This is a genomic window from Streptomyces atroolivaceus, assembly GCF_000717025.1.
Classification (GTDB): Bacteria; Actinomycetota; Actinomycetes; order Streptomycetales; family Streptomycetaceae; genus Streptomyces; species Streptomyces atroolivaceus.
This window is the reverse complement of sequence record NZ_JNXG01000001.1, coordinates 189,613-204,837: the sequence shown is the minus strand read 5'-3', so window position 1 is coordinate 204,837 and position 15,225 is coordinate 189,613. Positions and strand designations below refer to the sequence as shown.

At 72.3% G+C, this 15,225-nt stretch carries 15 protein-coding genes; 14 read left to right on the top strand and 1 reads right to left on the bottom strand.

Features of this window, described 5'->3' with window-relative positions; genetic code table 11:
* Nucleotides 1–8: 8 nt before the first annotated feature.
* Nucleotides 9–1,190 carry a pyridoxal phosphate-dependent aminotransferase gene (locus OO67_RS00910; RefSeq protein ID WP_033296615.1) on the bottom strand — a complete coding sequence of 394 codons (1,182 nt, stop codon included), beginning with the start codon at nucleotides 1,188–1,190 and terminating at the stop codon, nucleotides 9–11.
* A 126-nt stretch (nucleotides 1,191–1,316) separates the two neighbouring features.
* On the opposite strand from OO67_RS00910, the gene OO67_RS00905 reads away from it, so the two are divergent.
* From OO67_RS00905 to OO67_RS00840, 14 genes are all read left to right on the top strand, one after another.
* On the top strand, nucleotides 1,317–1,607 hold the full coding sequence (locus OO67_RS00905; RefSeq protein WP_033296614.1) for a hypothetical protein: 291 nt from the start codon (nucleotides 1,317–1,319) through the stop codon (nucleotides 1,605–1,607).
* Nucleotides 1,608–1,910: 303 nt separating this feature from the next.
* Nucleotides 1,911–2,432, top strand: a complete 522-nt coding sequence (locus OO67_RS00900) for a DUF2617 family protein (protein ID WP_033296613.1) — start codon at nucleotides 1,911–1,913, stop codon at nucleotides 2,430–2,432.
* A 128-nt stretch (nucleotides 2,433–2,560) separates the two neighbouring features.
* Nucleotides 2,561–4,159 carry a polyamine aminopropyltransferase gene (locus tag OO67_RS00895; RefSeq protein WP_033296612.1) on the top strand — a complete coding sequence of 533 codons (1,599 nt, stop codon included), beginning with the start codon at nucleotides 2,561–2,563 and terminating at the stop codon, nucleotides 4,157–4,159.
* Between the two features lie 83 nt (nucleotides 4,160–4,242).
* Nucleotides 4,243–5,220: an SRPBCC domain-containing protein gene (locus OO67_RS00890; protein WP_033296611.1), complete on the top strand. Its 978-nt coding sequence runs from the start codon at nucleotides 4,243–4,245 to the stop codon at nucleotides 5,218–5,220.
* Nucleotides 5,221–5,250: 30 nt separating this feature from the next.
* Nucleotides 5,251–6,084 carry an aldose epimerase family protein gene (locus OO67_RS00885; protein WP_033296610.1) on the top strand — a complete coding sequence of 278 codons (834 nt, stop codon included), beginning with the start codon at nucleotides 5,251–5,253 and terminating at the stop codon, nucleotides 6,082–6,084.
* A 30-nt stretch (nucleotides 6,085–6,114) separates the two neighbouring features.
* The gene (gene pyrE / locus OO67_RS00880; protein WP_033296609.1) at nucleotides 6,115–6,654 is read left to right on the top strand and encodes an orotate phosphoribosyltransferase; all 540 of its coding nucleotides are present in this window, start codon (nucleotides 6,115–6,117) and stop codon (nucleotides 6,652–6,654) included.
* A 166-nt stretch (nucleotides 6,655–6,820) separates the two neighbouring features.
* On the top strand, nucleotides 6,821–7,852 hold the full coding sequence (fbaA, locus tag OO67_RS00875) for a class II fructose-bisphosphate aldolase (protein ID WP_033296608.1): 1,032 nt from the start codon (nucleotides 6,821–6,823) through the stop codon (nucleotides 7,850–7,852).
* 202 nt (nucleotides 7,853–8,054) lie between these two features.
* The gene (locus OO67_RS00870; RefSeq protein ID WP_033296607.1) at nucleotides 8,055–9,554 is read left to right on the top strand and encodes a DHA2 family efflux MFS transporter permease subunit; all 1,500 of its coding nucleotides are present in this window, start codon (nucleotides 8,055–8,057) and stop codon (nucleotides 9,552–9,554) included.
* A 3-nt stretch (nucleotides 9,555–9,557) separates the two neighbouring features.
* On the top strand, nucleotides 9,558–9,971 hold the full coding sequence (locus tag OO67_RS00865) for a DUF3151 domain-containing protein (protein ID WP_033296606.1): 414 nt from the start codon (nucleotides 9,558–9,560) through the stop codon (nucleotides 9,969–9,971).
* A 154-nt stretch (nucleotides 9,972–10,125) separates the two neighbouring features.
* Nucleotides 10,126–10,974: a tryptophan 2,3-dioxygenase family protein gene (locus OO67_RS00860; protein WP_033296605.1), complete on the top strand. Its 849-nt coding sequence runs from the start codon at nucleotides 10,126–10,128 to the stop codon at nucleotides 10,972–10,974.
* Nucleotides 10,967–12,154: a kynureninase gene (gene kynU, locus OO67_RS00855; protein WP_033296604.1), complete on the top strand. Its 1,188-nt coding sequence runs from the start codon at nucleotides 10,967–10,969 to the stop codon at nucleotides 12,152–12,154. The genes OO67_RS00860 and kynU overlap by 8 nt, the downstream gene beginning before the upstream one ends.
* Nucleotides 12,155–12,280: 126 nt before the next feature.
* Nucleotides 12,281–13,156 carry an alpha/beta hydrolase gene (locus OO67_RS00850; RefSeq protein WP_033296603.1) on the top strand — a complete coding sequence of 292 codons (876 nt, stop codon included), beginning with the start codon at nucleotides 12,281–12,283 and terminating at the stop codon, nucleotides 13,154–13,156.
* Between the two features lie 68 nt (nucleotides 13,157–13,224).
* Nucleotides 13,225–14,550 carry a sensor histidine kinase gene (locus OO67_RS00845; protein ID WP_208860940.1) on the top strand — a complete coding sequence of 442 codons (1,326 nt, stop codon included), beginning with the start codon at nucleotides 13,225–13,227 and terminating at the stop codon, nucleotides 14,548–14,550.
* Nucleotides 14,547–15,212: a response regulator gene (locus OO67_RS00840; protein WP_033296601.1), complete on the top strand. Its 666-nt coding sequence runs from the start codon at nucleotides 14,547–14,549 to the stop codon at nucleotides 15,210–15,212. Before OO67_RS00845 ends, OO67_RS00840 begins: the two co-directional genes overlap by 4 nt.
* Nucleotides 15,213–15,225: the final 13 nt, after the last annotated feature.

Sequence of the window (15,225 nt, the reverse complement as noted above, 5' to 3'; positions counted from 1 at the left end):
CCGCGTGGTCAGGACGCCCGGAGGGTCTTCAGCCGGGTGACCGCTTCGGTGAGCACGTCCGTGCGCTTGCAGAACGCGAAGCGCACGAAGGGCGCACCCTGCTCGCGATGGTCGTAGAAGACCGCGTTCGGGACGGCGACGACCCCGCAGCGTCCGGGGAGGGCCCGGCAGAAGGCGAAGCCGTCGGAGCCCTCGCCGAGCGGGCGGATGTCGGTGGTGACGAAGTACGTCCCGGCGGGCTCGTAGACGTCGAAGCCCGCCTCCGCGAGGCCCGTACCGAGCAGGTCGCGCTTGGTGCGCATATCCGCGCGCAGCGCGTCGAAATAGCTCTCGGGCAGCCGCAGCGCCTCCGCGACGGCGTACTGGAGCGGGCCGCCGGAGACGTACGTCAGGAACTGCTTCGCGGAGCGGACCGCTGTGACCAGTTCCGGGCTCGCGGTGATCCAGCCGATCTTCCAGCCCGTGAGCGAGAAGGTCTTGCCCGCGCTGCTGATGGTGACCGTGCGCTCCCGCATGCCGGGGAAGGACGCGATGGGGATGTGCTCGCCCTCGAAGACGAGGTGCTCGTAGACCTCGTCGGTGACGACCAGGAGGTCCCGCTCGCACGCGAGTGCGGCGACGGCCGCCAGTTCGTCCCGGGTCAGGACGGTGCCCGTCGGGTTGTGCGGGGTGTTGAGCAGGATCAGCCGGGTGCGGGGTGTGACGGCGGCGCGGAGCTCCTCGAGGTCGAGCCGGTAGGCGCCCTCGTGCGGGCGGAGCGTGACGGGGACGCGGGTGCCGCCCGCCATGGCGATGCAGGCGGCGTACGAGTCGTAGTACGGCTCCAGGGCGATGACCTCGTCGCCGGGCTCCAGGAGGGCGAGCAGGGAGGCGGCGACCGCTTCCGTGGCGCCCGTGGTGACCAGGACCTCGGCGTCGGGGTCGTACTCCAGTCCGTAGTGCCGTCGCTGGTGCTCCGCGACCGCGGAGCGCAGCTCGGGGATCCCGGGGCCCGGCGGGTACTGGTTGCCGTGGCCGGCGCGCAGGGCGCGGACCGCGGCCTCGAGGATCTCCTCGGGGCCGTCCGTGTCGGGGAAACCCTGACCGAGGTTGATCGATCCGGTCTGTGCGGCCAGCGCCGACATCTCCGCGAAGATCGTCGTGCCGAACTCGGTGAGGCGGCGGTTGAGCAGCGGTCGTCCCTGTGTCATGGGCGCCATCCTGTGCCGAAGCTCTGGAGTTGCTCAAGTCTGCTTTGGGCGCGGCGGGCGATGGGAATCCAACGCTCACTTGAGAAGCGGGGACCTCGCTTCGGGGGAGAGAAGGATGTGAGGTCGATGGAGTTGTTCGTCTTCATCGTGTTCCTGGTGATCGTGGTGGTGGGGGTCGCCGCCCTCGTCACAGGGTCGGGCGGCCGGAAGAAGGCGGCGTCGCCGGGACGCGCCCGGCGCGCGGGCCGCAGCAGTTCGGACGGTGGCGGGGGAGGGAGCTCGAGCGGGGGCAGCTGGTGGGCCGGGGACAGCGGCGGTGGTGACTCCGGCGGCCATTCCTGCGGGGGTGGAAGCAGCAGCAGCGGCGGCAGCAGCAGCAGTTGCGGCGGTGGCGGTGGCTGCGGCGGGGGCAACTGACAAGGTCCGTCCGTCCTCTGCCGTACGAGGGCGTCCGAGGTGTCCGGTGGGGGGTAACTCCCGCCGGACACCTTTTTGTTGGGAGCGCGGGAACAGGTGAACCGTCCTGCCCCCTGAGGGATGGAAACCACGGCAAGTTGGGTAAAAGCGCTGTGAGCGCGACGTACTTCGTGATTGCATCGATGTAGAGAACATTCAGCCCCCGGGCCCCAGTTGGGCCGGATCGGGCTCCTCCTCCCCCACGTGCGCCGCACGGGGGTACCTCCTGTCCACGTGTCCCTGTGTGTCCTGCGGAGCCGATCCATGCTCACGACCCTTCAGACCGCCTATTCCGATACCCGAGCCGCCGATCTGGCATGGACGCTCGGGCGGGAGCCGCTGCCCGCCCTCGCCGTACTCGACCTCGAACTAGGGGGCGCGAAAGTGCAGTTGCGGCTGCTCGGCGCCTCTCACCAGGTCCTGCTGGAGGAGGAGCGCCGTACCTGCTCCGAGACCGTCGCCTGTCTGCCGGGCAGCAGTGCGCCGCTGCCGCTGGGTGTCGCCGAGAGTCTGGGTGACTGGGACTACGAGTTCGCGGCACGCGTCGAGACGCTCTCGGAGGGCTCGTTCGCGGGCCGCGCCCAGGAGTTGCTCGCGCTGGTCGCAGACCATCCGCACGGTCTGGCGGGGACGTTCCCCGGCAGCCCTCACGCCTTCACCGCGATGCTCGCCCAGCGGACGGAGGGGCAGGTGCGGTGGCGGACCTGGCACGCGTATCCGCAGGAGGGGCAGCTGGTGGTGACCCGGACGCGGGTGAGAGCGCGGGTGCCGGCAGCGGTGCCGTGAGGGGCGATCGTGCCGGTCCGGGCCGGCGCGGCGGGCCCGCGCGGGGCGGTGAGCGGGTGCCGGGCGCGCGCCGCTTACACACGTGTGGGTGACAAGAAGCAACAGCACCGTCACGTAGCGTTCGTTTCATGATCGACCAGCAGATGCCGCTGCGAGGGGGCGCGACGCGGCTTCCCGTACGGCCGGGGACCGGCCGTTTCCTCGTGCTGGCCGTGGTCTTCGTCTGCGCCGCGTGCGGTCTGGTGTACGAGCTGGAGCTGGTGGCGCTGGCCTCGTACCTCATCGGTGATTCGGTCACGCAGGCATCGGTCGTGCTGTCCGTGATGGTGTTCGCCATGGGCATCGGCTCGCTGCTCGCGAAACGTTTACGCGGTCACGCCGCCGTGGGGTTCGGTCTGATCGAGGCCGCTCTCGCGCTCGTCGGCGGCACCTCGGCGCTCATCCTCTACGCGTCGTTCGCCTGGCTCGGGGAGTCGCGTCACACGCTGGTCGGCTTCTCGCTCGCGATCGGGATCCTGATCGGCGCGGAGATCCCGCTGCTGATGACACTGATCCAGCGGGTCGACCGCCAGGACGCGGGCGGGGCGGTCGCGGACCTCTTCGCCGCCGACTACGTGGGCGCGCTGGTCGGCGGGCTGGCCTTCCCGTTCCTGCTGCTGCCGATGATGGGCCAGCTGACCGGGGCGCTGTTCACCGGAGCGGTCAACGCGGCGGCGGGCGGGGCGCTGGTGCTGTGGGTGTTCCGGCGCGATCTGTGTCCGCGGTCACGCCGGCTGCTGATCGTCGTCAACGGCGCGGTGATCGCCCTGCTGGCCACGGCCTCCGTCCTGGTCGACGACTTCGAGCGGGCGGCACGGCGTGCGGTGTACGGGAACGAGGTGCGGGTCGCCATGCAGACCGAGGTGCAGGAGATCGTCCTCACCGGTCCGGTGAGCGGCTCGCTCGACCTCTGGCTGGGCGGCCGGCTGAAGGTCAGCTCCCGGGACGAGCACCGCTACCACGAGGCGCTCGTGCACCCGGCGATGAACGGGCCGCACCGGCGGGTGCTCATCCTGGGTGGGGGCGACGGACTCGCCGCCCGTGAGGTGCTGCGCTATCCGGATGTCACGTCCGTGGTGGTGGTCGAGCTCGATCCGGCCGTCACCCGGCTGGCCCGCACGGACCCGGCACTCTCCACGCTGAACGGGCACGCGTACGACGATCCCCGGCTGACGGCGGTCACCGGGGACGCCTTCGCCTGGCTGCGGACCACGCACGAACGTTTCGACGTGGTGATCTCGGATCTCCCCGACCCGGGGATCACGGCGAGCACGAAGCTCTACGCCACCGAGTTCTACGGGCTGGTCGCCGGGGCCATGGAGCCGGACGGGCGGCTGGTGGTGCACGCGGGGCCGCCGAGCGCCAGGCCGGCGACGTTCTGGACGGTGGAGGCGTCGGTGCGGGCGGGCGGCCTGGCTACCCGGCCGTACCGCGTCGACGGGCGCCTCAGCGGCTTCGCGGCGGTCGCGGACGGCGCCACGGGCGGGACGGGGACACCGAAGGGCTGGGGATTCGTGCTGGCGGCCCGGCAGCCGGTGGGCCGGCTCGGCATGGATCCGGGGGCACCGCCCCTGCGGACGCTGGGGGAGCGGGAGCTGCTGGCAGGCCGGCGTGCGGCGGAGCGGGTGCGGCAGCACGGGGTGCAGCCGTCGACGCTGGTCCACCCGCGGTACTGGGAGGAACCGTGAGCACGGCGGGGCGGCGCGGTCCGCACGGCGTCCGGGGGTGGAAGCGCTGACGGGACGGCCGGGGCTGAGTAGGCTCGGGCGGTATGGAGCATGAGGTGTTCGTTCCGGTTCCGGTCCCGTCCCTGCGGCGGACGCTGGCTGATCCCGCCCGCGTCGCGCGCTGCGTGCCGGGGCTCCAGCAGGATGCCGACGCGTCGGCGGGGCCGCTGGCCGGCCGGCTGAGGTTCCGCGCCGACGGCCACACGATCACGTACCGGGGGGCGCTGACGCTGCGGCCTTCGGACGGGGGTGATTCCTTCTCCGTGACCGGGGAGGGGGTGGAGGCCCGGGGCGCCGGCACGGCGAAGCTGGCGCTGACCGTCCGCCTCTCCGAGACGGACGGCGGAACGACGATCGGTTTCACGGGCACGGCGAGCGGCGACGGCCGCATCGTGGAGCTGGACGCGTCCGCGGCGCTCGCCGCGGCGCAGCGCTTGCTGGACCGCTTCACGCAGCAGTTGGTGACGGAGTCCCTGGCGTCGAGGGACGGTGGACCGGAGTCCGGCGGGCCGACGGTGGAGCCGTCGGGCGGTGACCGGTCCGGCGAGCCGCCGTCCGCGGAGCCGACGTCTCCCGAGACGCCGTCCGCCGGGACGCCGCCTTCTCCGGACGCGTCCGCCGAGCCGCCGTCCGCCGAGCCGACGTCCGCCGGCGCTCCGTCCGCCGAACCGCCGTCCGCCGGCGAGGAGTCCGCGGGCGAGGGCTCAGCCGGCGAGGAGTCCGCCGACAGCAAGTCCGTGTTCGACGCGCCCGTTCCGCCGCCGTCGCTCGACCCCTCCGAGGAGATGGAGTTCACCGTGCCGGACGAGCCGCCGGCCGAGGCCGCGCACGCCCGCCGCACCATGATCGGCCGCAGTACCGAGGAGGTCGACCACGCCCCGCCGCGCGGCCGGTACGCCCCGGTGCCGTCCCCCGAGGCGGGCGCCGCCGGCATCACGCTGCGCTGGGCCGCCCCGGCAGCCGCCCTGGTGATCGCCTCGGCCGTGGTGGTGGGCAGGGCTCTGCGGCGCAGGAGGCCGTAGCGAGCCGCCCCGCGCCAGTAGTGTCGGGGGGTGAGCAGAGTTGTGAAGAACGCACGGCTGACCGCCGGCGACGTCGAATTGACCGTTGACCCCGTGAACGGCTGCCGGATCAGCAGCCTGCGGATCGGGGGCACCGAACTGCTGCGTCAGGGCGAGCGGTACGGCTGCTTCCCCATGGTGCCGTGGTGCGGCCGCACCGAGAACGGCCTGTTCCGTAACGGTGGCGAGCTGCACCAGATGCCGCTGAACTCGCCGCCGCACGCCATCCACGGCACCGGCCGCGACACCACCTGGAAGCCGGCCCGGCAGGGCGAGGCGGAAGCGGCCTTCTTCTACGATCTGGCCGACCCGTGGCCGTACGAGGGCCGGGTGACGCAGTCCTTCGAGCTGACCGAGGAATCACTGACGCTGAGCCTCGGCATCGAGACGTACGGGGACTCCTTCCCCGCACAGGCCGGGTGGCATCCCTGGTTCCTCCGGAACCTCGGTGCCCAGGACGTGCGGATCGCCTTCGACCCGGCCTGGCAGGAGGAGAGGGGCGACAACCACCTGCCGACCGGGCGCCGGATCGACCCTTCCCCGAGCTCTCAGCTCCTGTCGAGCGAGGGAGACCCCGTCCCCGGCACGTGGGACGACTGCTTCGGGATGCCCGAAGGCGTCGACGTGCGGCTCACCTGGCCCGAGCAGCTGGAGCTGACGGTCAAGAGCCGGGACGAGTGGGTGGTGATCTACGACGAGCAGGCGGAGGCGGTCTGCGTCGAGCCGCAGTCCGGGCCGCCGAACGGGCTGAACACGGCCCCCCGGCTGGTCACCCCGATCGAGCCCCTGGAGATCACGACCACCTGGAGCTGGGTACGGCTCTGACCCACCCCGGCAGCCCTTACCCTCGTTGACATGACTGACGTACGCGCTGAGCTGCTCCAGCAGATCAAGGACAAGGCCGTGGTACACGGCAAAGTGACCCTTTCCTCGGGTCTGGAAGCCGACTGGTACATCGACCTGCGCCGGATCACGCTGGACGGCAAAGCCGCGCCGCTGGTCGGCCAGATGATGCTCGATGCCACCGCCGAGCTGGAGTACGACTGTGTCGGGGGCCTGACCCTGGGCGCCGACCCGGTGGCCACCTCGATGCTCCACGCGTCGGCGGCGCGTGGGACGAGCCTGGACGCCTTCGTCGTCCGTAAGGCGCAGAAGGCCCACGGGATGCAGCGCCGCATCGAGGGCACGGACGTCAAGGGCCGTCGCTGCCTCGTCGTCGAGGACACCTCGACGACCGGTGGCTCGCCTCTGACCGCGGTCGAAGCGGTGCGCGAGGCCGGCGGTGAGGTCGTGGCGGTCGCCGTGATCGTGGAGCGCGGCGCCGCTCCGGCGATCGCCGAGGCGGGTCTGCCGTACGTCCAGGTCTACTCGGTGGCGGACCTCGACCTGTCCTGACCTGGTCCTTCCTCGGTGCGCTCCCCGTTTCACGTGAAACGGGGAGCGGTACTCGACGGGCAGCGCGGAGCCGAAGCGAGAGTCTGGGATGATAAGGGCGACGATGACGTCGCCCCCAGGTCAGGGACCAAGCACTGCACACCCGCACATCCCAAGGAGCGGACAGATGCCCATCGCAACCCCCGAGGTCTACGCCGAGATGCTCGACCGGGCGAAGGCAGGCAAGTTCGCCTACCCGGCCATCAATGTGACGTCGACCCAGACCCTGCACGCTGCACTGCGCGGCTTCGCGGAGGCGGAGAGCGACGGCATCGTCCAGATCTCCACCGGTGGTGCCGAATTCCTGGGCGGCCAGCACAACAAGGACATGGTGACGGGCGCCGTAGCCCTGGCCGAGTTCGCGCACATCGTCGCCGCCAAGTACGACATCACGGTCGCGCTGCACACCGACCACTGCCCCAAGGACAAGCTGGACGCCTATGTGCGTCCGCTCCTCGACGTCTCCGCGGAGCGCGTCGCCAAGGGTCTGAACCCGCTGTTCCAGTCGCACATGTGGGACGGCTCGGCCGAGACCCTCGCGGACAACCTGGCCATCGGCCAGGAACTGCTGGCCAAGGCCGCCGCAGCCAAGATCATCCTCGAGGTCGAGATCACCCCGACCGGTGGCGAGGAGGACGGCGTCACGCACGAGATCAACGACGAGCTGTACACGACCGTCGACGACGCGCTGCGTACCGCCGAGGCGCTCGGACTGGGCGAGAAGGGCCGCTACCTGCTCGCGGCGTCCTTCGGCAACGTCCACGGCGTCTACAAGCCGGGCAACGTCGTCCTGCGCCCCGAGCTCCTCAAGGACCTCCAGCAGGGCGTCGCCGCCAAGTACGGCAAGCCGGCCGGCAGCCAGCCGTTCGACTTCGTCTTCCACGGCGGATCGGGCTCCACGGCCGAGGAGATCGCCACCGCGCTGGAGAACGGCGTCGTGAAGATGAACCTCGACACCGACACCCAGTACGCCTTCACCCGCCCGATCGTGGACCACGTGTTCCGCAACTACGACGGCGTGCTGAAGGTCGACGGCGAGGTCGGCAACAAGAAGGTCTACGACCCGCGCAGCTGGGGCAAGTCCGCCGAGGCGGGCATGGCCGTACGGGTCACCGAGGCCTGCACCAACCTGCGCTCCTCGGGCACCAGGCTGAAGTAGGCACTGCACGGATGTACGAGCGGGCCCGGTCTCCCTTCGGAGGCCGGGCCCGCTCCGTGTCCGGGGTGCCGGTACCCCGCGGTGGGCCGTCCGCGCGCCAGGATCCCGGCGACGTCGTCGGCTGCCGGGGCACCGGGTGCGTACCCCGGCCGGGTGGGGGCCATGAATGGCCGCCCGGTCCGGCAGCGGTGATCCTGCTCGTATGACTGACACGGACGGCGCGGACGGCGACGGGATCCGGGTTGCCTCGCCCGTGGGGCGCTGGGTCGTCCTGACCACCGTGCTCGGGTCCAGCATGGCCCTGCTCGACTCCACGGTCATCAATGTGGCCCTCCCCCGCATCGGCGAGGACCTCGGCACCGATCTGGCCGCGCTGCAGTGGACCGTCAACGCCTACATGCTCACCCTCGCCGGGCTGATCCTGCTCGGGGGCGCGCTCGGGGACCGGTTCGGACGGCGGCGGGTGTTCGTCCTCGGGGTGGTCTGGTTCGCCGTGGCCTCGCTGCTGTGCGGGATCGCGCCGAACGCGGAGGTGCTCGTCGCCTCACGGGCGTTGCAGGGTGTCGGGGGCGCGCTGCTCACCCCCGGGTCGCTGGCGATCATCCAGGCGGGCTTCCACCCCGACGACCGGGCCCGTGCCGTGGGGCTCTGGTCCGGGTTCGGCGGGGTCGGGGCGGCCGTCGGGCCGTTCCTCGGTGGGTGGCTGGTGGACGGGCCGGGCTGGCGGTGGGTGTTCCTGCTCAATCTCCCGCTGGCCGCCGTCTGCGTTCCCGTGGCCCTGCGCCACGTGCCGGAGTCCCGGGACCCGGACGCGCACGGCCGCTTCGACGTGCTCGGGGCAGCCCTCGCCGCCCTGGCGCTCGCCCTGGTCACCTACGCGCTGATCGAGGTGCCGGAGCAGGGCGCGTCCGTCACGGTGATCGGCGCGGCGCTGGGCGGTGTGGTCCTGGGGGTGGCGTTCGTACGGGTGGAGCGGCGCAGGGCCGAACCGATGGTGCCGCCGTCGATCTTCGCGTCCCGCCAGTTCACGTCCGTCAACATCGTCACGTTCTGTGTCTACGCGGCCCTCGGCGGTTTCTTCTTCCTGTCCGCGATCCAGCTCCAGGTGGTCGCCGGCTATTCGGCGCTCGGCGCGGGGACCGCGCTCCTGCCCACGACCGTGCTGATGCTGCTCTTCTCGGCGTCGGCGGGCGACCTGGGGCGGCGTATCGGGCCGCGGATCCCGCTCACCGTCGGGCCGCTGCTGGCGGCTGCCGGGATGCTCCTGATGCTGCGGGTCGGCCCCGGCGCCTCCTACCTGGGGGACGTCCTGCCCGCCGTGCTGGTGCTCGGCCTCGGCATGGTCACCCTCGTGGCCCCCCTCACCGCGACCGTTCTGGCCGCCGTGGACACCGGCCGGGCCGGGCTCGCCAGCGGTATCAACAACGCGGCCGCGCGGGCCGCCGGGCTGCTCGCGGTGGCCGCGCTCCCGCTGCTGGCCGGGATGGGCCCGGAGGCGTACCGCGACGCGGGCGAGTTCGCCTCGACGTTCCGGCGGGCCATGCCGATGTGCGCCGGGCTGCTCGTGGCGGGTTCGGTGATCGCCTGGTGGGCCGTACGGTCCGTTCCCGAGGCCCGGCCGGAGAGCCGTCCGGAGTGCTCGGTGCACTGCGGGGTCTCGGCCCCGCCATTGGAGCCGGAACCCCGGCCCAGGCACACTTGAACCATGTCCATCCACGAGAACCTTCTCGGGGGCCCTGCCCCGACCCACCTGCCCGACGACCCGGAGCCGCGCGAGCTGCTCGCGAGCGGCACGGCGCCCGCCGATGTCGCGGCGAAGTACCCCACGTCCTCGCTGGCCTGGGCGCAGCTCGCCGACGAGGCGTACGAGGGCGGCCGGGTCGTCGAGTCGTACGCGTACGCGCGCACCGGCTACCACCGCGGCCTCGACGCCCTCCGCCGCGCGGGCTGGAAGGGCCACGGCCCCGTCCCGTTCGAGCACGAGCCGAACCGCGGCTTCCTGCGCGCCCTGCACGCGCTCGCACGGGCCGCGCAGGCCATCGGCGAGCAGGAGGAGTACGAGCGCTGCTCGTCCTTCCTGCGTGACTCCTCGCAGACCGCCGCAGACATCCTGGGCTGACACGACCCCGCCTTCCGGGCCCCGCGGGCCGTAGCCCGCGGGGCCCGACGCGTTCGGCGGAAGGCCGTTAGGATGCCGAGCAGGGGACCGGAGCTCCACCACCTCAGAGGAAGGGGCGGACCGCTACCCGGAAGCTCGTGTCGAGGAGACAGAAATGTCGACGAACCACCCCGGCCCCGAAGCCACCGGTGCGGAGACCCCGCACCTGGACTTCGCGGGAACGACCCCGTACGAGGACTACGTCCAGGCGGATGTCCTGACCCACCTCCAGCACCTGCGCTCGGACGATCCCGGCGAGATGGTCTTCCTGGTCACCACCCAGGTCATGGAGCTGTGGTTCACGGTCATCGTCCACGAGTGGGAGACGGCGGCGCACGCCCTGCGCGAGGACCGCATACCGGTCGCCCGTGACGCGCTGAAGCGCTCGCTGCGGGAGCTGGAGGCGCTGAACGCCTCCTGGAAGCCGCTCGCCGGCCTCACCCCCGCCCAGTTCAACTCCTACCGGGGGTCCCTCGGCGAGGGGTCCGGCTTCCAGTCGGCGATGTACCGCCGGATGGAGTTCCTGCTGGGCGACAAGTCCGCCTCCATGCTCGTGCCGCACCGGGGCGCGCCCCGCGTCCACGCCGAGCTGGAGAAGGCGCTCCACGAGCCCGGCCTGTACGACGAGACGCTCGCCCTGCTCGCCCGCCGTGGATACGCCGTGCCGCAGTCGGTGCTCCGGAGGGACCTGTCGCAGAAGTACGAGCCGTCCCCCGCGGTCGAGGCCGTATGGGCGGAGATCTACGCCGACCCGGACCAGAACGCCGAGCTCGTACGCCTCGGCGAGGTGCTGACCGATGTCGGCGAGCTCGTGTGGCGATGGCGCAACGACCACCTGACCGCCACCCGGCGGGCGATGGGGTCGAAGACCGGCACCGGCGGATCGGCCGGGGTCGCCTGGCTGGAGAAGCGGGCCACCAAGAGCGTGTTCCCCGAGCTGTGGACGGCCCGTAGCCATGTCTGACTTCAAGGAGCGCGCCGAGGCGCTCGACACCGCCGACGAACTGGCCGCGCTGCGCGAGCTGTTCATCCTCGACGACTCCGTCTACCTCGACGGCAACTCGCTGGGTGCGCTGCCCCGCCACGTCCCCGCGCGCATGCAGGACGTCATCACCCGCGAGTGGGGCGCGCTGCGCATCCGTTCCTGGGACGAGAGCGGCTGGTGGACCGCGCCCGAGCGGATCGGCGACCGGATCGCCCCGCTGGTCGGGGCGGCCCCCGGGCAGATCGTGGTGGGCGACTCCACCAGCGTGAACGTCTTCAAGGCCGTCGTCGCCGCGACCCGCCTCGCCGGCGAGGGGCGCGACGAGATCCTCGTCGACGCGACGACCTTCCCCACGGACGGGTACATCGCCGGGTCGGCGGCCCGGATGACGGGTCACCGCGTCGTCCCCGTCACCCCGGCCGACGTGCGATCCGCCCTCGGCCCGCGCACGGCGGCCGTCCTGCTGAACCACGTCGACTACCGCACGGGCAGGCTGCACGACCTGCCCGGCCTCACCGCCGCAGCCCACGAGGCCGGTGCGCTCGCGGTCTGGGACCTGTGCCACAGCGCCGGGGCCCTGCCGGTGGGTCTCGACGCGCACGGCGTGGACCTGGCCGTCGGCTGTACGTACAAGTACCTCAACGGCGGGCCCGGTTCGCCTGCCTACCTGTACGTCGCCGAGCGCCATCAGACGGTCTTCGACTCGCCCCTGCCCGGGTGGACCTCGCACGCCGACCCGTTCGCGATGACGCCGGGCTACGCCCCCGCGGACGGTTCCGTACGGGGCCGGGTCGGGACCCCGGACATCCTGTCCATGCTGGCCCTGGAAGCGTCGCTGGACGTGTGGGACGGCGTATCGGTGGACTCGGTGCGGGCCAAGTCCCTGGCGCTGACCGACTTCTTCCTGGAGTGCGTCGCCGCCTACGTGCCCGAGGGCCGGGTCGCGCCGGTCACCCCGGCCGCCCACGCGGAGCGCGGCAGCCAGGTCTCGCTGCGGTGCGACGACGCGGAGGCGGTGATGCGCGCACTCATCGAGCGCGGAGTGGTCGGTGACCTGCGCCGCCCGGACGTCCTGCGCTTCGGTTTCACCCCGCTCTACGTCGGTTTCGCCGACGCGGAGAGGGCGGCGCGGATCCTCGCGGAGGTGCTGGCGGTCTGAGACCGGCCGGGCGCCCGCGGCCGTACGGGTCCACCCCTCCGGGCCCGTGCGGCGGCGGTCCGTCGTACTGGTACCGTCCCCGCAGGTCAGTCCAGTTGGGCACGGGCACAGGACGGTTGGAGCAGCATGTCGGATTCTGCCGCGCGTGATCGCGACGCCGCCGAGACCGAGTCGGCCCTCGCGCATCCGGCGGTCGCCCCCGACGGGTCGGCGGCCTACGGGAGCCACCCCGACCAGGTGATCGACTTCTTCGCGCCGCGGGACGGGCGGGCCGGGGCGCCGCTCGTCGTGCTCCTGCACGGCGGGGCCTGGCGGGCGCCGTACGACCGGCAGCACGTCTCACCGTTCGCCGACTTCCTCGCGCGGCGCGGCTTCGCCGTGGCCAGCGTGGAGTACCGGCGTGGCGGCGAGATCCCGCAGCCGGGCGTGGCGGGCCCGGCCGCCGGCCGCTGGCCCGAGACGTTCGACGACGTGGCGGCGGCGATGGACGCCCTGCCGGCGCTGGCGGCCCGGGAGCTTCCCGGGGCCGATCCGCGCAAGACCGTCGTCACCGGGCACTCGGCCGGTGGCCAGCTCGCCCTGTGGGCGGCGGCCCGGCATGTGCTCCCGGAGGGCTCGCCGTGGCGGCTGGCTGCCGCGCCGCCCCTGCGCGGAGTGGTCGCCCTGGCGCCGATCGGTGATTTCGCGAGCGCCGTCGAGCTGGATGTCTGCTCCGGGGCGCTGCACCAGCTCCTGGGCGGCGAGGAGAACTTCGGGGCGCGGGCCGCGCACGTCGATCCGGCCCTGCTGCTGCCGACCGGGATCGCGACGGCCGTCGTGCAGGGCGTGGACGACGTCACCGTGCCGCAGGCCGTCACGGACGCGTTCGTCGACGCGGCGGCGAAGGCCGGGGAGATGGTGGGGCTCACGCTGCTGGACGGGGTGGGGCACTTTCCGCTGATCGATCCGTCGGCGGACGCCTGCGCCGTGGTGGCCGAGGAGATCGCCCAGCTGGCCTGGTAGTACTTGCGACGGACGGCCAAGGATCCGCATCACTGCTGACGACCGGGGCACAGGGCGGCGCCTACCGTGTGAGCGTGACCGAGACGAAGACCAGAAGCCCGGAATTCCGGCTGGCCGCAGGGGCGATAGACGGCCTGCGGCAGGACCTCTTCCACCATGTGCTCGACTACCGTCCGATGGGGCCGCTGGGCACGGACGGCCCGGTGATCCGACGGCTCCCGAAGCCGATCCGGACGCGGGCCGTCTGGTTCCCGCACGCGGTGGTGGCCGCGGTCGCGCTGATCGCGCTGCTGGGAGGCGTCTTCTCGGCGAACACCTACTCCCCGTTCGGGCTCGCGACCCTCATCACCGCGTTCCTGCCGGCCGCCGTGTTGCTGATGACGCTGCTCCGCCCCGTTCTCGCCTTCTGGGCGTCGATCGCTCTGGTCCCGGTGACGGCCGTCGTGGGCAGCGGGGACTGGCCGTGGTCGCCGCACACCTTCGTGTGCCACCTGGGCGTCCTGATCGTCGTCGCGGCGCGGACCAGGCCGCGTACGGCGGCCTGGATGTGGGCGATCACCCTGCTCCCCGGCTTCTTGTCGGCCGCCCTCGGCCCCTACAACCCCTCCTCGACCGCCGGCGGCATGGCCTTCACGTCGGCGTTGGCCCTGCTCGTCGTGACGGTCGTGCAGACCCGCCGCGAGGCCCAGCGCGAGGTGACCGTGCAGCGCACCGTCACCGCCGTCGAACGTGACCGGCGCACGCTCCTGGAGGAGCGCACCACCATCGCCCGTGAGCTGCACGACGTCGTCGCCCACCACATGTCCGTCGTCGCGATCCAGGCCGAGGCCGCCCCGTACCGGGTGGAGAACCCGCCGCCCGAGCTGGAGCAGGCGTTCGTCACCATCCGGGAGAACGCCGTCGCCGCGCTCACCGAGCTGCGCCGCGTCCTCGGTGTCGTACGGGCGGAGGACTACGAGGCGCCGGACGCTCCGCAGCCCACCCTCGCCGAGATCGGCCGGCTGCTGGACAACGTCCGCGAAACGGGTCTGGAGACGGAGAAGACGGTCACCGGCGCGGTACGCGAGCTTCCCCAGGGCGTCGAGCTGTCGGCGTACCGGATCGTCCAGGAGGCGCTGAGCAACACTCTCCGGCACGCGCCGGGCGCCACCGCCAAGGTGGAGATCGGCTATGTGCTCGGCGGGCTGGGGCTGCGCGTCGTCAACGGTCCCCCCAGGGGGCTGGTCAAGCCCTCGCCGGGTGCCGGGCACGGGATCACGGGGATGCGGGAGCGGGTCGCGATGCTGAACGGGGAGATGACGGCCGGGGCGACGGAGGACGGCGGCTACGAGGTCGCCGTGTTCCTCCCCGTACCGGCGGCCGAGACCGCCGCCACGAAGGGCGGGACGGCATGAACGACACCATCAGGGTGCTGATCGTGGACGACCAGATGATGGTCCGCGAGGGCTTCTCCGTGCTGCTCAACGCGATGCCCGGCATCGAGGTGGTCGGCGAGGCCGTCGACGGGCGGCAGGCCGTCTCGCAGGTCGCCGCCCTGCGGCCCGACGTGGTGCTGATGGACATCCGGATGCCGGAGCTCAACGGCATCGAGGCGACGCGCGAGATCGTCGCCGCCGACGCGGACGCCAAGGTGCTCGTCCTGACCACCTTCGACCTCGACGAGTACGTCTACCAGGCCCTGCGGGCCGGGGCCTCCGGCTTCCTGCTCAAGGACGCGTCGGCCCGGCAGCTCGCCGAGGGCGTGCGGGTGGTGGCGTCCGGCGAGGCGCTGCTCGCCCCGACGGTGACCAGGCGGCTGATCACCGAGTTCTCGAAGATCGCCGAGGCGCCCCGGCCGCCTGCCATGGCCAGGATCGGCGACCTCACGGAGCGCGAGACGGAGGTCCTGGTGCTGATCGCGCAGGGGCTGTCCAACCTCGAGATCGCCTCGCACCTGGTGGTCGCCGAGTCGACGATCAAGACGCACGTCAGCCGCATCCTGGTGAAGCTGGGGCTGCGGGACCGGACCCAGGCGGCCGTGTTCGCGTACGAGGCGCGGCTGGTCACCCCCGGATAGCGTCACCCCCGGA

Excerpts from the sequence above, each read along its gene's own strand:
- OO67_RS00865 (WP_033296606.1), top strand. The coding sequence starts at position 9,558 with ATGTCCATCCACGAGAACCTTCTCGGGGGCCCTGCCCCGACCCACCTG.
- OO67_RS00905 (WP_033296614.1), top strand. The coding sequence starts at position 1,317 with ATGGAGTTGTTCGTCTTCATCGTGTTCCTGGTGATCGTGGTGGTGGGG.
- OO67_RS00840 (WP_033296601.1), top strand. The coding sequence starts at position 14,547 with ATGAACGACACCATCAGGGTGCTGATCGTGGACGACCAGATGATGGTC.
- pyrE (WP_033296609.1), top strand. The coding sequence starts at position 6,115 with ATGACTGACGTACGCGCTGAGCTGCTCCAGCAGATCAAGGACAAGGCC.
- kynU (WP_033296604.1), top strand. The coding sequence starts at position 10,967 with ATGTCTGACTTCAAGGAGCGCGCCGAGGCGCTCGACACCGCCGACGAA.
- OO67_RS00890 (WP_033296611.1), top strand. The coding sequence starts at position 4,243 with ATGGAGCATGAGGTGTTCGTTCCGGTTCCGGTCCCGTCCCTGCGGCGG.
- OO67_RS00860 (WP_033296605.1), top strand. The coding sequence starts at position 10,126 with ATGTCGACGAACCACCCCGGCCCCGAAGCCACCGGTGCGGAGACCCCG.
- fbaA (WP_033296608.1), top strand. The coding sequence starts at position 6,821 with ATGCCCATCGCAACCCCCGAGGTCTACGCCGAGATGCTCGACCGGGCG.
- OO67_RS00850 (WP_033296603.1), top strand. The coding sequence starts at position 12,281 with ATGTCGGATTCTGCCGCGCGTGATCGCGACGCCGCCGAGACCGAGTCG.
- OO67_RS00910 (WP_033296615.1), bottom strand. The coding sequence starts at position 1,190 with ATGACACAGGGACGACCGCTGCTCAACCGCCGCCTCACCGAGTTCGGC.
- OO67_RS00870 (WP_033296607.1), top strand. The coding sequence starts at position 8,055 with ATGACTGACACGGACGGCGCGGACGGCGACGGGATCCGGGTTGCCTCG.
- OO67_RS00900 (WP_033296613.1), top strand. The coding sequence starts at position 1,911 with ATGCTCACGACCCTTCAGACCGCCTATTCCGATACCCGAGCCGCCGAT.
- OO67_RS00895 (WP_033296612.1), top strand. The coding sequence starts at position 2,561 with ATGATCGACCAGCAGATGCCGCTGCGAGGGGGCGCGACGCGGCTTCCC.